Genomic DNA, 13,983 nt, shown 5'->3' with positions numbered 1-13,983 from the left:
TGGAGACACAAAATGAATACGCAAAAATTAGACGCTCTTTTTGAAGCTTACTCCATCGCCGCAGACGGCGCATACGTTTATGTATGCGACATCAAGAACGATTACTCCAAATGGTCCAAGGCCGCAGTTGACTACTTCGGCCTTCCCGGAGAATACATGGAAAGCGCAGGTCACATCTGGCTTGGCCACATCAGCCCCGACGACCGTGAAGATTTCGAAACCAGCATTGCAGACGTCTTTGAGGGTAGAGAAAAAAGTCACAACATCCAGTACCGAGCAATGGCCAAAGACGGCAAATACGTTCTTTGCACCTGCAGCGGAGTATCCATTCCCGACGATGACGGAACCCCGGCGTACTTCTGCGGAATCATCAAGAATCACGATTGCCTGAACTACACGGATTCCATCACAAATCTCCGCAGCCTTTACGGTTTCCTGGAAGATATCAAAGGCTGCCTATGGAAAAAGCAGAAAATCAGCACCATCATAATCGGACTTGAGGATTTCTCCAGAGCAAACGACATCTACAACTACGCCTTCGGAAACAGAATCCTCCGCAAGTTCGGTTCTATCTTACAGCAGGCATTCCGCGGTATGGGCACTACCTACCGTATGGACGGAACAAAGTTTGCCGTTATTTCCGAGAATTCCTCCATCGAGGAACTGAATACAGTCTACCGCGACGTGCAGGAATTGGTGGCACAGAACTTCTACGTGGCATCGGACCGTATCGCCCTTTCACTTTGCGCAGGGGCAGTTACTATTGCAGACTTTTCCGTTACCGCAGACACAGTCTATTCCTGCCTAAAATACGCCTTTGCGGAATCCAAGAACTCCCGCCATGGAGACCTGTATCTTTTCGAAGAAGCCCTGAACAACGATCAGAAGGACACTCTGAAAAGAATCAACTTCATTCGCAACTGCATCATCGACAACTGCAGCGGTTTTTACCTCTGTTACCAGCCCGTAGTTGACACAAAAACCGAAATATTGAAGGGAGCCGAAGCCCTGATCCGCTGGCGTAGCGACGTCTATGGCGTGGTTCCGCCGCTATCCTTCATTCCCGTTTTGGAACAGGACAGCCTCTTCCCAGAACTGGGCAAATGGATCCTGAGACAGGCCCTTATAGACTGCAAGAAAATTCTGATGGGCAATCCAGGTTTTATCATCAACGTGAACCTCTCTTACGCCCAGCTGGAAAAGGGTGATTTCGCCCAGGATGTCATAGACATTCTTGAAGAAACTCAGTTCCCTGCAGAAAACCTCTGCCTTGAAATTACAGAACGCTGCCGCCTGCTGAACATCAATCAGTTAAAGAAGATATTCAGCGCTCTCCGCAAAAAGGGCGTGCGCATCGCTTTGGACGATTTCGGCACAGGTTTCTCCTCGCTGGGAATTCTGCGCGACCTTCCGGTGAACACCGTGAAAATCGACCGCGGCTACGTCATGAATATCGAAAATGACGCTAAGGATAGAAACACGGTAAAGTTCATCAGCGACCTTGCAAAATCCTTCTCTGCAGAAGTCTGCGCCGAGGGTATCGAAACCGAAGGTATGCGCAACGAACTTCGTGAACTCAACGTCACAAGCCTCCAGGGATACTACTATTCTAAGCCCATTGAAATCGGTGAATTCCTGAAAAAGTTTTGCAAGTAAGCACTTGTAAAAAACGAAGCAAAAAAAACGCTAGGAAGCCAGGGCTTTCTAGCGTTTTTTGAACCTGCGGGCAGCAAGAAGCCCCGCCTCAAAAAGTAGATAAGTAGGCACACCTAGAATCAGTTGGCTGACAATGTCAGCACGAATCAGGGCGTACGTTACCAAAGGAAACTGGAACATACATCCAAAGGCAAGGGAGAGCCAATGAGCAAGCGTCACAATATTGGAAACGCCAAAGATAGGCTGCAAAGTTTCACTTTGGAAACTCATGCCGAACTTTACAAGCAGCGGAAAACAAATCCCCAGGCAGAACAAATTTCCAGAGGTTCCTTACCTTCTTCAACGTACCAGCCACGGCCAGAGACAGCGATCAGAACCTGGACCTGGTTATGATGCACATGCCAGTTGTTGCGGCAACGGGGTTCAAAAGTCACGTTGATGGGGCCACCATTTTCCGCATCCATAGGAGCCAAATAGCTTTTGCCGATAAAGTACTTTGCAAAACCGTCGTTAGGAACACCGCGGGGCCACGGGGAATCACCGCCATACATTCCAGGAATCAGCTTGGCATCCTGCAATGTCATGGTAATGCTTTCCACCTGCTGTTCCGTAAGGCCCGCTTTAACAGCTCCAGCCTTGTGACTTGCCAACTGCGGATGAACACCGTCCATTCCGCTGAGAGCCGCCACAGTAACCAATTCTCGTTCCTGCATGGTCAAATTGTTGCGAGCAAAAATATCGCCGAACAAATGAGCCTTCAGGTAATAATCTGTTGCGGGGGCAAAGGCGTAATTGAATTTCCCAAAAAGTTTTGTCTGCACTTCAGTTCCCACTTTCAATGCATTGAAATTCTTGGGAAGCGGAGAAGCATCCTTACCTTCAACAGTTTTCTTGCCCTGTTCCTTACGCTGATCCAGAACTTTCTGCAAAGTTCCCAAAGCGTTTAGAGAACGGGGGAATCCGGTATAGGCGTAAAGCTGAGAAAGAGCTTCCTTGACCTGATTTACAGAGAGGCCATCATCAAGACCCTTGTCAATCGCCTTGCTAAGATTTGCCAAATCACCCTTGGCTTCCAAGCAGGCGATAATAGCCATGTCCTGTTGCTGAATGGTAAGAATGTTTTTCATGATTTGACCATAAGAAACACTTGCAAATGCAAGTGTTGCTAGAGAAGTGACGAACAATTTTTTCAGGATATTCATTGTTTACTTCAGGTTTTCGGTATAGAACTTTTCCAGCTTATCCCAGGGAATAAAGTTCTTGTTTTCGCCACCATCGTAAAGGTCCGTATGGTTAGCATCCTTGATGACAAGCAGTTCCTTGTTGGAGGGCACCGGGTTAGCCTTGATTCCTGCAGCGGGATTGCCGTCCACCATGTACTTGTAGGCATCCTTGCCGAAATAGAGGGAATGGGCCTTTTCGCCATGCATTACGAGAACAGCGCTGCGGATTTCATTGGTGTAACGGAGGAAGCGTGCGTTTGCATAAGCCTGAGTGCCAATAGCATTCCAGCCGTCATTGGAATTACCAGAACGCTTGTGGTATCCGCGAGGAGTCTTGTAGTAGCCAAAATAATCCTTCACGAACTGGGGTGCATCAGCAGGGAGCGGGTCCACAACGCCACCGGCGCGAAGATGCTTGCCTTCAGCATAATCCTTGGCGCGCTGGGCGGCGATAGCCTGGCGAGCCTTGTAACGAGCCTCTTCGTTATCTTCGGAATCGAAGTAACCGTTTCCGCCCACACGAGTCATGTCGTACATGGTAACTGCTGTAGTTGCCTTGATACGGGTGTCTGCGGCGGCAGCATTCAAGCCGATTCCGCCCCATCCGCAAATACCGATAATGCCGATGCGGTTGGCGTCCACATTTTCCTGAGCTTCCAGGAAATCAACAGCAGCAAGGAAGTCTTCTGTGTTGATGTCTGGAGACGCTGTACGGCGAGGCATGCCGCCACTTTCGCCTGTAAAGCTGGGGTCAAAGGCAATAGTCAAGAAACCTCGTTCAGCCATAGTCTGTGCATAAAGACCGCTGGACTGTTCCTTGATGGCACCGAAAGGACCAGAAACAGCGATGGCAGGGAACTTGCCGTTTGCAGCCAACTTGGCATCCTTAGGAATGTACATGTCGGCAGCCAAGGCAATGCCGAAGTTATTGACGAAGGTGACCTTCTTGTGATCCACCTTTTCGCTCTTGGGGAAAACCTTATCCCATTCCTGGGTCAGTTCCAGTTTTTCAACTTGTTGCATAGTAGTCTCGTTTGCAGAATAGTTAATGGTATTTTTCATTTCCATGAAGTTCATTCATGTCAAGAGTCAGAGGCAATTTCGAAAGGAACGCCTTACCCGTTTCTGAATTCTCGATTATGGCGACAAAGGAAACTTCGCCAACCGAGACTTTAATATTGCTGTTAGCAATCTCATTCATCTCCATCTTTTCAGTTGTCGGAGCAGATGCCGAACTGCAACCCATTAGAAAAAATAGAGCCAGAATCCCGATGAACCTTTTCATGGTTAAACTTCCTTGATTTTCCTTGCAGGTACCCCTGCCACCACTGTTCTTGGGACCACATTTTTTGTGACCACCGCCCCGGCAGCAACTATGGCTCCAGCGCCAATCCTTACGCCAGGCAAAATAATGGCACCGGCACCAATCCATACATTTTCTTCAATATGAATCGGTTTGAAAACCATATCCCCACGATGTTCAGGATCGGAATTGTGGTTTATGGTGCAAAGGGTAACATTGTGACCGATCAAGGCTCCGTCACCAATGTAGATGCCGCCTTGGTCCTGGAACTTGCAGCCAGAATTAATGAACACATTCTCGCCGATAAAGGTATTCTTGCCGCAATCCGTATTGAAAGGCGGGAACATGCCGAAATTCTTGGGCAAATCAATTTCCCAAAGTTCAGAAAGCAGTTGATGGAGTTTTTCAGGTTCGTTGTAAACACCATTGATTTTCGCAGTAATGCGCATGGCCTGCTGTGAAAACAGGTGCATTGCCTGGTGAACATCGGAGCCAGCAACCACAGGCTTGCCAGACTCCATATAATTTCGGAACTCTTCTACGGTCATGGTCTAAATTTAGCCATGAATTTCACAAATAACCAATACTTTGTTTTCATACCGAACTATAACTTTTAGTTATATTTGAAGTATGGAACTACGTCATCTCCGCTATTTTCTCGCTGTCGCCCATGAACAGAACTTTACAGCGGCAGCAAATCTTATGTGCGTTTCGCAGCCCGCACTTTCCAAGCAGATTAAAGATCTTGAGGAAGAAATCGGCAAGCCACTTTTTATCCGCGGTTCAAAAATAGTCCAGCTTACAGATGCGGGGCTGTTCCTGAAACAGCGCGCCGAAGATATTCTGGAATTATCCAACAGAACCCTCACAGAATTGAAGGCGGACGAAGCTGAAATTACCGGAGAAATCAATGTGGTCTGTGGCGAAATAGAAGGCGTATCCTTCGTTGCACAGGCAATCAAGAAAATGAATCGTCGCTACCCGAAGGTAAAATTTAACATGACTACTGGCGACGAAGAAACTGTACGCTACCAGTTGGACAAAGGCATCGCTGATTTCGGCATGTTTGTGGACTTGACAGTTCTTCCGAATTATAAATGTATTTCCGTGCCCATTGCGTCTCCTTGGGGTGTTATGACCTGGAAAGGGAACCGCCTTGCAAAAAAGAAGTTCGCCACCCCGAAAGATCTACTGAACATGCCTCTGATTCTTTCGCGACAGATGCGGAACAATAACACACTCGCCACCTGGCTGGGCTACAGCACTGATAAACTGAACGTAGTAGGCACCAACGACATGCTTTACAACGCATCGAAATTGACCGAAGCCGAAGTCGCCAGCGTCATCACCATTGACGGAATCATAAACACAAGAGGCACGAAACTTTGCTTTGTTCCCTTCAAGCCACTGTTCCCCATCAAGGTCGCCGTCGCCTGGAAAAAGAACCGCATCGCCACCAAGGCCTGCGAAAAGTTCCTGGAAATCCTGCGAGAAATGGAACAGAAACCTATAAGTCGTGGATTTTTCACAAAATCCCCTTGACCTAGAGCTAACTCTAGGTACTATATTGTAGGGTACATAAGGAGACTTTATGGGTTATTCTATTGGTGAAGTGACAAAGAAAACAGGGCTTTCGGTCCATACGTTACGTTATTATGAAAAGGAAGGTCTGCTGCCTTTCGTAACGAAAAACAGTTCCGGCATTCGAGTATATTCAGACTCAGATTTGCAATGGCTTTCCATGATTGAATGTCTCAAGAAGTCTGGCCTGCAGATCAAGGAAATCCGCCAGTACATCGAATGGTATCGCAAGGGGGATTCCACCCTCAAGCAGCGCCTGGATCTTTTCGTGAAGCGCCGCATCGCATTGGAAGCGGAGATGGAGCGTTTGAATACGGTCATGAACAAGATCCGTTTTAAGGAAATCCTATACACTGAGGCAGTGAAGTTGGGAAGTCTTGACGCCGCCGAACAGCAAAAGAAAATACAACAACTGAAGAAAAAGCTGTTTGATTCGCCGGGTGATTTCGACAAGGTCATGCAGGAAACGGCATAGAGGTTTTTATGAAAAAATTCATCATCGCTTTAATTCTAGGAGTATTTGGAATGGCAACAGCAAATGCAAAGACCGCAGTAGTTTACTTCAGCGCTACCGGCACCACCAAGAAAGTGGCAGAGACAACCGCCAAGGCCGTAGGTGGCGACTTATTCGAAGTGGTACCTGAACAGGCTTACACTTCTGCAGACTTAAATTGGAATGACAAGAAGTCCCGTTCCACAAAGGAAAGCAACGATCCCAAGAGCCGCCCGGCCATCAAGAACAAGATTGACTTGGCTGGTTACGACACCGTTATTTTGGCATACCCCATTTGGTGGGGCCTGGCACCCAAAATCATGTACACGTTCGTTGAAAGCCAGAGCTTCGAAAAGAAGAATGTCATTGGCATTTGCACCAGTGGCGGCAGCGGTTTCGGCCAGAGTGGCAAGGACTTGAGTGCTCACGCGAAGGGCGCCATTTACAAAGGCGGCAAGGAATTCAACCACGGCTCCGAAGCAGAAATCAAGAAGTTCGTGGAAGGACTGCTGAAGTAAGGTTCGTCGCCGAAGGGGTCGCGGAATGTTCGTCGCGACGGAATAAAATGCGCGCAGTAAAAATTCTCATAGACGTTGTGATGTACGGCAGTTTCCTGTACCTTATGAGTTACGGGGCTGTCCATGATTTGCCGCAACACGGCCGAGTGGGAATTTCCCTATTCGTCTTATTTGTGATCCATCATGTTCTGAACCGCTGGTTTTATAAGACTATTTTGAAAGGCCAATGGAACGCACGCCGCATTTTTCTGAACGTCACCGACTGGATTCTTTTCGCCCTAATGATCATCATGGCCATCAGCTCCATTTTTATGAGCGGCCTAGCATTTGAATGGTCATCCATCAAAACTACGCAAACCTCGCGACAACTTCATTTGGCAAGTTGCAGCTGGGGCTTTATGGTGATGCTCGTTCACCTGGGAATTCATTTAGAAGGCGTTCTGAAAAAGTTGGAGAACCATTGCAACACATGGCAACGAGTTTTATTTTTTTTCGCCTACATCGCAGCCATTGCAGCAGGTATTTACTGCTTTAAAGAAGCCCAACTTTACGTTTATATGTTCGTTACCGGCGGCTGGAAACTTGCAGCTAGCAGCACAACGGCCGCCGTACTTCAACTACTCGGAATCTCCGCTGGTGTATGCGCGCTGATGCGTGTAGTGAAAAGTACTTTTGTAAAATCTCCTTAGGCCCCTTGCCCGTTTTGTAGCATCTACCTACATTACTGTCCGACGCGTTTCTCTATCGAATGGAGAAGTGCGTCTTTTTTTATTCTAAGTTTTCAGAATTGAGAAGACGCCTCTAGCAAGAATAATTAGAAACAAGAGGTGCCGTATGACGAATGTTCAAAAAGGTTGTGTCAATATATGGATAGATGAGGTAGTCCCTTGTCTTAAGGATTCTGAAACGGGCGAGATAAAAGAAACATTTGTATTCAAGGTCGAAAGCAAGGCTTGCATTAAGACATTTACCGAAAAGAATGGGTGGGGAATCGATTGGGAGACAATCCCCAAAGACGTCAAAATCTACGCTCTAGTTTTAAAGGATGATAATCAGATTCAAGGTCTTGTCGGAATCAAGAAAGACGATGTTATGAAGGCAGCTTACCTGCATTGGGCTTGTACCGCTCCATGGAATAACAAGCATGTTCTTGGTACGCAGAAGTATAGCGGCGTCGGAGGTCATTTATTTGCAATAGCGGTGGACGGATGAAAAGCTACGTAATGCCGCGACAAATGAAGGTGAAAAACCGAATCTATTTGTTTTGGATATTATGCTTCCCGGTGAAGATGGCCTGAGCATCCTAAAGAGATTGCGTGCACAGTCTTTCACCAGTCAGGTTCCTGTAATGATGCTGACTGCGAAGGGTACGGAGCTGGATAAGGTGAAGGGGCTGGATTTGGGGGCTGACGATTACTTGACAATCGCCATATTGTTTCTGTAGAGGGCCATGCTTGCGATTTGACGTTTAAGGAATACGAACTTTTAAAGTTGCTAATGCAGCGCCCTGGCATTGTTTTTAGTCGTCAGGAAATTATGGAATGTGTGTGGGGTATTGATTTCACACTGGAAACCCGCACGGTGGATATGCATGTAAAAACCTTGCGCCAGAAACTTGGTGAAAACAATGACATCATCAAGACTGTTCGAAACGTGGGCTATAAGGCGGAGCTTTAAAATGCAAGTACGAATCCGAATGAGTTTGATTTATGTGGGCGTACTCGCTACCATTTTTGCTGTTTATTTTTCTGTCCAGGTCTTTGAAGAGACCATGGAAGAACAGCTTCAAAATTCTTTACGCCAAAATGCCCATTTGATTGAAGCCGCGTATAACCAGACTCCTACGAAGGAATTGAAAAAGTTCACGACGGATTCATTACGCATCACGTTGATTTCCAAAGAAGGGAATGTTCTATTTGAAAGTGATCGGGAATCCAGTAAGATGGAAAATCATCTGCGTCGACCCGAGGTGATTTCCGCGTTTGAAACTGGCTCCGGAAAGGGAATGCGCCATTCGGTGACTTTGGATGCGAACATCTATTATTATGCCTTGAAACTTTCTGATGGAAATGTGTTGCGTCTGGGAATGCGTCAGGCCAATATCCAACGGGCGATTTCCAGGACCACTCCTTATTTACTTGGACTGATTGGCGTTATCATTGTTGTTTCTATACTCATTGCGGTTGGACTCAGCAGAGCCTTCGTGCGGCCTATCAAGAAACTATCCGAAAAATTAGATGATGCTGAAATCCTTGATGATGACTGCCTGTATAAAGAAATTGCTCCTTTTGTAAAGACCATTCGGAATAAGAATCGCGAGCTAGCCATTACCATTGAAAAGCTTCACGATGAGGAGCAGAAAACAGCCCGTCTAAAAGATGAGTTTACGGCCAACGCCGCCCATGAATTAAAGACCCCGCTTACGACAATTTCTGGCTATGCGGAAATGCTGGAAACCGGAATCGCCAAGCAGGAAGATACTGTTCGTTTTGCGGGTAAAATTCATAGCGAAGCAAAACGCATGCTTTCCATTACCAACGACATCATGACCCTTTCCAAATTGGACAAGCCTGGTGAACGTACAATCAATCTCAATGAATCTGTGGATTTGTGGAGTGTGGCCGATAACTGCATTAGTGTCCTTGCGCTTAATGCCAATAAAAAGAATATCATGCTTTCGTTGCAAGGCGACGCAGATTCAGAAATTAAAGGCAATGGAAACTTGATTTTTGAAATGATCTACAATCTGGTGGATAATGCCATCCGTTACACCAATGAAAACGGCAAGGTGGATGTGATCGTTTCCAAGAATTCCGTTTCTGTTATGGATAATGGTATTGGCATTCCCGACGATTGCAAGGAACGCGTGTTTGAACGTTTCTTCCGTGTGGACAAAAGCCACTCCCGCGAAACTGGCGGAACGGGTCTCGGCCTTGCCATCGTAAAGCATGTGGCCGAAGTTCATCACGCAAAAATAGAGATGAAATCTATTGTTGGCGTGGGAACGGAAATCAAGGTCGAATTTTAAAACTACGAGAAAATTCCGTGCATAAACTGATGACAGGTGTCGTAAACGTCCCTGTCATTTAGTTTTATAAGGCCGCTGAAATAGGCCTGGATGCTGGCGTTGATGATGCCGAGGAATGTGTAAGCGTAACGCTGATGGCGACCCTTCATGTTGCCGTGATCTTTGCTTGCGGCAAGGAAAAGTTCTGAGAGCGCAGTCCACTGTTTTTCACAGAGGGGGAGGACTTCGTCGTGGATATCGCCTTCGGTCGGGGCGTTGCCCATGCTCATGAACCAGGCGTAGAATTCCGGATTATTCTTGGCGAATTCGAAGTATACGCGGGCGACGGATTCCAAGGTCTTGACCACATCGTGATTGTAATCGGCGGCGGTTTCGAAATCCTTCCAGAAGTTTTCCAGATGGGAAGTAAGCAGGGCATTTAAAAGCCCCCGCTTGTTTCCGAAGTAATGGTACAGCGTAGGCTTGCCCACTCCTGCGGCGTCGGCGATTTTTTGCACGCCGGTGGCGTCGTAGCCTTCCTTGCGGAAAAGGATCAGGGCCTGCTGCAATAAAACTTCTTTTGTGGTCATGATTCAAATATACTTTTTATGTACCGCTAGGTACAAGGATGCGGCCCCACTTGGGCGGAATTACGACGGTAATTTTGCCGTTGCTGATTTTGATGAAATCGTTGGAAAGAAGGTCTCGCAGATTTTTTAAGGAATTCATTTGAGGCGTGCGCGCATAATGATTGCGCAAGTCAATTTCAAATTGAACGGGTGCGTCCTGGAGATTTATAAGAACAAGGGCATCGCCATTTTGGTGTGTTCGCCAGAAGGCCAATTGTTGGGAGTGAACGAATTCCTGTTGATAGCCGCCATCGCGCAAAGCGTCGCAATCCAAGCGGATGCCTGCCAGGTGACGGATTTCGGAAAGTAGATTTTCTTTGTCCGTAGAGTTTGTGGATTGTCTACTCGCGGACTTTGGGTAATTATCGAAACGAATGTGTCCCTGCTCGATGTGCATAGAGGGACGCAAATTCCAGTCGTCGCAACCGCCTTTAATTGCGTCCAAACCAAATTCCTCGCCGTAATAGATAGTGGGCACTCCCGGCATGGTATAGAACAGCAGGTGCTGAACGAAATTGTCTTGCTTGTTTTTCAGTTGGCTATAAATGCGGTTGGTGTCATGATTCTCGTTAAAAAGCTGGAGTCTCGCGCCCTTGCAGGTTCCGCTCTTGTCATCAAAAAATTGATTCAAGTTGTAGGCCAGTTCAAACATGTTCCCGTCATTCAGGGAACTCCAGCAGGATTTATATGTCTGGTAGTTGGTCACGGAATTCAGGCCCACCTCAAGCCAACGCCTGGGGTCTCCAAAGACCACTTCTCCCATCATCCAGAAATCGGGTCGTTTCTGGTGGCAAGCGCTCGCTAGATGTCGCAGAAATTCCAGGTCCATATCTTCGGCTGCATCGATACGAATTCCGTCAATGCCAAATTCATCCATCCAGTATTCTGCACAATGAATCAGTTCTCGCTCCACTTCGGGATTTCGCAGGTTGAACGCTGGCAGTTCCTGAAAGCCGGCCCAGCAATCCACCGTAAAGAAGTCTCCGCAAAGGTTGGGCGTATTGAATCGCGGATTGCGATACCAGCCCGCATAAGGGGAATTCTGCCCCTTTTCCCGAAGGTCCCTGTAGGCGAAATGATGTCTGGAGGAATGGTTCCACACGGCGTCAAAAAATACATGGAAGCCTGCGTCGTGGAAATCGCGAACCATCTGCTTCAAGTCTTCGTTATTTCCTAGGCGGGGGTCCAGCTGGTACATGTCCGTCACGTCGTAGCCGTGGGTCTCGCTCTTGAAAATAGGCCCCAGCAGAATGGAATCCGCCCGCAAGCTTTGCAAGTGAGGAATAAGGCCGACGAGTTCGCGGATTTTCCTGTGGTTCGCGCAGTTCATATTTGCCTTGGAATTGCGGTCGTTGTCGGTTTCGCGTAATGCGCCTAGCGGAAATACATGGTAAATGTGATTCGGTCTCATGGATTCCTCCTTGAAAAAATGCTATATACCGTTCGGTATATAAACAAATCTAGTATACCGATTGGTATGTTGTCAAGGGGGTATAAAAAAAGGAACGCTTTCGCGCTCCTTTCTATTTTTCGAATGCCTCATCCATACATTTCTGGGCAAAAAGGTTGGCTTCTTCATCCTTTTGTGGATTTTTGTTGCCATGATACATGTTCTTGATGAAAATGTCCTTTTTGCCATGCAGGATTATGTGAGCTAACTCGTGGAAGAATGTGAACCAGAATGCTTTGCGGTCCTTGAAACGGTCATGTAGCTGAATCACGGGAATGTCGCGGTACCAGCGGGCCATGCCGTGAATGGGCGCCGACTTGAAGTTCTGAACGTAAAGAATCTTCATGCCCAGACTTGCGCCCAGTTCCTGCAGCTTGACCATACCCTCGTCGATTTCGCCTGGCTTCCCCATGGAACTCCTGGAACCGTAGGCGGATGCCAGCTCAATGAACTGTGGCAAAGCTTTCTTGATGACGATACGTTGCTTCTTGTCGTTCTGCTTTTCCATCTTGATGGCGTCAGCAAGAATTTCACCGCGGCGAAGCCAGACGGAAGCTGCGTACGGATCCTGAGCCTCGGCCAGCGAAATTCGGAAGGCAACTTTGAGACTTGCCTTGCAGTAATAATTTTCCCAGGCCTTGGGGCTGGAAACGCCAAAGAAACGCAATAGCGGCGAAATGTTATCTTCCTTGTTGTCGATATCTTCAACCCATTGGCGGGGCTTTAACTCGCCTATTGGAAGGCTGTTTCGCCAGGTGGACTTGTCGCCCAAGGTGGCCTTGATCTGCTTTCGCATCAAGTCCTGTTCGTACTTACGCTGCGCCGTCAGCCAAAAAGACGCGGGAATACCTGTGGCGTATTCAAGATTGAATGCCATTTCTGCAGTGATTGCGCATTTTGCTTTGAGAATTTCATTCACCGTTTTTGCGGTGTAACCGATGCGGGATGCAAATTCGTTGACGTCCATATTCATTTCTTCAAGTTTTTCTTGCAGAAATTCACCGGGGGCAACGACCCACCAATAATCTCTTTCTTTTTCTTCTGCCATAAATACCTCTTATTTATGATAGTCTACAATTTCTTTGACTTCTGCCTCTGAAATTTCTGACCAAACAATGACCTTGTTTGGCTCCGAGCCCTTGATAATCAGTCGATAAGGTTGGTCAAGATTGCAAGCCCATTCTCCTTTTCTGTCGCCTACTAGTTCATGGAAGTTTCCGGCAAGATTTCTCAAATCATTGAAGTTGGCGGCGAGCCTCAGCGCCTGGATTCTCAACTTGTAAAGATTCGCCCGTTTCTTGCCCATGAATCGCAAGGCGAAAGCTTCGTCCCAAGAGCTCCGTTCTAAATCTTTATCTGCAAATTCAATTTTCAACTAACCTCCTTCGTTCCTTATTTGTTTAATATAATAAAAACTTTTTATGAACGCAAGAGGTGTGTTTTTTATTTCTTTGTTGCGTCAGCCAAACGCGTTAGGCTGAACAAAAAAAGGAACGCTTTCGCGCTCCTTCTTTCTCTCTCATTTTTTGTTCTACTTATCAGCAATCTCAGAGCTGATGGACATTAGCGGGTTCAGCGGATCCGTGTCAATCAAGTCAAGGTGCTTGACCATGTGGAGGGTGCCTTGCTTGTACTTCTGGAAATGTTCCGAAGCGATGTGCTTTTTGTAGGCATCCTGGCTGGCGTAGATTTCAAGAATGTATAGAGCGTTCTTGTCGCGTTTGAGGCCCATGGGGTACATGCAGATAACGCCTGGTTCCGTGCGCATGCTGGTGGCGCCGACTTCAAGAGCCATGGCCATGTACTGGTCGTGATATTCCGGGTGAATCTCGATATATGAAAGGCGAACGATGCGGTCGCTTTCAAAGGGCAGCTTTTTCACTTGACTTGTCTTTGCCATAGCCGTTCCTGAAGCTAGAAGAAGTACGAAGAAAATTAGAAGTTTTTTGAGGCATCATCAACATGTGTGGTAGCATTTAGGCTGCCTTGCTAGATGATTCTCTCGATTCCGATTCCCATTCGTAGGCTATCTTTACATCTACATAGGCACAGCTCAACATTATCAGCGACAGCATGTTGTTCATATTCCTGAAGCCATAGGCAGTCCGTATCAGTAGCTTTAT

17 protein-coding genes and 1 pseudogene are annotated in these 13,983 nt (G+C 47.1%); 8 read left to right on the top strand and 10 right to left on the bottom strand.

Annotated features, from left to right (window positions below; all coding sequences use genetic code 11):
• The first annotated feature begins 12 nt into the window (after positions 1-12).
• The gene (locus tag BUB38_RS09865; RefSeq protein WP_073160080.1) at positions 13-1,656 is read left to right on the top strand and encodes a bifunctional diguanylate cyclase/phosphodiesterase; all 1,644 of its coding nucleotides are present in this window, start codon (positions 13-15) and stop codon (positions 1,654-1,656) included.
• A gap of 48 nt (positions 1,657-1,704) precedes the next feature.
• On the opposite strand, the gene BUB38_RS09860 is transcribed toward BUB38_RS09865, so the two are convergent.
• The 5 genes from BUB38_RS09860 to BUB38_RS16900 all read right to left on the bottom strand — a co-directional run bounded on the left by BUB38_RS09860 (position 1,705) and on the right by BUB38_RS16900 (position 4,730).
• Entirely contained in the window at positions 1,705-1,926 is a 222-nt protein-coding gene (locus BUB38_RS09860; protein WP_254794933.1) for a twin-arginine translocase subunit TatC, read from the bottom strand.
• 8 nt (positions 1,927-1,934) lie between these two features.
• The gene (locus BUB38_RS09855; RefSeq protein ID WP_175547669.1) at positions 1,935-2,783 is read right to left on the bottom strand and encodes a carboxymuconolactone decarboxylase family protein; all 849 of its coding nucleotides are present in this window, start codon (positions 2,781-2,783) and stop codon (positions 1,935-1,937) included.
• Positions 2,784-2,861: 78 nt separating this feature from the next.
• On the bottom strand, positions 2,862-3,902 hold the full coding sequence (locus BUB38_RS09850; protein WP_073160209.1) for an alpha/beta hydrolase: 1,041 nt from the start codon (positions 3,900-3,902) through the stop codon (positions 2,862-2,864).
• A 22-nt stretch (positions 3,903-3,924) separates the two neighbouring features.
• A complete protein-coding gene (locus BUB38_RS09845; RefSeq protein ID WP_073160077.1) occupies positions 3,925-4,164 on the bottom strand; it encodes a cyclophilin-like fold protein in 240 nt (79 codons plus the stop codon).
• 2 nt (positions 4,165-4,166) lie between these two features.
• Complete coding sequence (locus BUB38_RS16900) at positions 4,167-4,730, bottom strand: DapH/DapD/GlmU-related protein (protein WP_073160076.1); 564 nt, start codon at positions 4,728-4,730, stop codon at positions 4,167-4,169.
• 82 nt (positions 4,731-4,812) lie between these two features.
• On the opposite strand from BUB38_RS16900, the gene BUB38_RS09835 reads away from it, so the two are divergent.
• The 7 genes and pseudogenes from BUB38_RS09835 to BUB38_RS09805 all read left to right on the top strand — a co-directional run bounded on the left by BUB38_RS09835 (position 4,813) and on the right by BUB38_RS09805 (position 9,802).
• Positions 4,813-5,724 (top strand): LysR family transcriptional regulator, encoded by a 912-nt coding sequence (locus tag BUB38_RS09835; protein WP_073160074.1) that lies wholly within the window; start codon positions 4,813-4,815, stop codon positions 5,722-5,724.
• A gap of 49 nt (positions 5,725-5,773) precedes the next feature.
• On the top strand, positions 5,774-6,238 hold the full coding sequence (locus tag BUB38_RS09830) for a MerR family transcriptional regulator (protein WP_073160072.1): 465 nt from the start codon (positions 5,774-5,776) through the stop codon (positions 6,236-6,238).
• A gap of 50 nt (positions 6,239-6,288) precedes the next feature.
• Positions 6,289-6,774: a flavodoxin gene (locus BUB38_RS09825; protein WP_199174018.1), complete on the top strand. Its 486-nt coding sequence runs from the start codon at positions 6,289-6,291 to the stop codon at positions 6,772-6,774.
• Between the two features lie 47 nt (positions 6,775-6,821).
• A complete protein-coding gene (locus tag BUB38_RS09820) occupies positions 6,822-7,463 on the top strand; it encodes a DUF4405 domain-containing protein (RefSeq protein ID WP_073160068.1) in 642 nt (213 codons plus the stop codon).
• A 145-nt stretch (positions 7,464-7,608) separates the two neighbouring features.
• Positions 7,609-7,986: a hypothetical protein gene (locus BUB38_RS09815; protein ID WP_073160067.1), complete on the top strand. Its 378-nt coding sequence runs from the start codon at positions 7,609-7,611 to the stop codon at positions 7,984-7,986.
• A 25-nt stretch (positions 7,987-8,011) separates the two neighbouring features.
• Positions 8,012-8,451: pseudogene (locus BUB38_RS17015) on the top strand (response regulator transcription factor); the annotation flags it as partial.
• 19 nt (positions 8,452-8,470) lie between these two features.
• Entirely contained in the window at positions 8,471-9,802 is a 1,332-nt protein-coding gene (locus tag BUB38_RS09805; protein WP_254794931.1) for a sensor histidine kinase, read from the top strand.
• 2 nt (positions 9,803-9,804) lie between these two features.
• Here BUB38_RS09805 and BUB38_RS09800 read toward each other — a convergent pair whose 3' ends face one another.
• The 5 genes from BUB38_RS09800 to BUB38_RS09780 all read right to left on the bottom strand — a co-directional run bounded on the left by BUB38_RS09800 (position 9,805) and on the right by BUB38_RS09780 (position 13,760).
• Positions 9,805-10,371 carry a TetR/AcrR family transcriptional regulator gene (locus BUB38_RS09800; protein WP_083542069.1) on the bottom strand — a complete coding sequence of 189 codons (567 nt, stop codon included), beginning with the start codon at positions 10,369-10,371 and terminating at the stop codon, positions 9,805-9,807.
• Positions 10,372-10,387: 16 nt separating this feature from the next.
• Positions 10,388-11,821, bottom strand: a complete 1,434-nt coding sequence (locus tag BUB38_RS09795) for an alpha-amylase family glycosyl hydrolase (RefSeq protein WP_073160061.1) — start codon at positions 11,819-11,821, stop codon at positions 10,388-10,390.
• A 112-nt stretch (positions 11,822-11,933) separates the two neighbouring features.
• On the bottom strand, positions 11,934-12,908 hold the full coding sequence (locus BUB38_RS09790; protein ID WP_073160059.1) for a HigA family addiction module antitoxin: 975 nt from the start codon (positions 12,906-12,908) through the stop codon (positions 11,934-11,936).
• A gap of 9 nt (positions 12,909-12,917) precedes the next feature.
• Positions 12,918-13,235 carry a type II toxin-antitoxin system RelE/ParE family toxin gene (locus BUB38_RS09785; protein ID WP_073160057.1) on the bottom strand — a complete coding sequence of 106 codons (318 nt, stop codon included), beginning with the start codon at positions 13,233-13,235 and terminating at the stop codon, positions 12,918-12,920.
• A 156-nt stretch (positions 13,236-13,391) separates the two neighbouring features.
• The gene (locus BUB38_RS09780) at positions 13,392-13,760 is read right to left on the bottom strand and encodes a putative quinol monooxygenase (protein WP_073160055.1); all 369 of its coding nucleotides are present in this window, start codon (positions 13,758-13,760) and stop codon (positions 13,392-13,394) included.
• Positions 13,761-13,983: the final 223 nt, after the last annotated feature.

The organism is Fibrobacter sp. UWH5 (assembly GCF_900142505.1).
Lineage (GTDB): Bacteria > Fibrobacterota > Fibrobacteria > Fibrobacterales > Fibrobacteraceae > Fibrobacter.
This window is presented reverse-complemented; position numbering and strand designations above follow the sequence as displayed.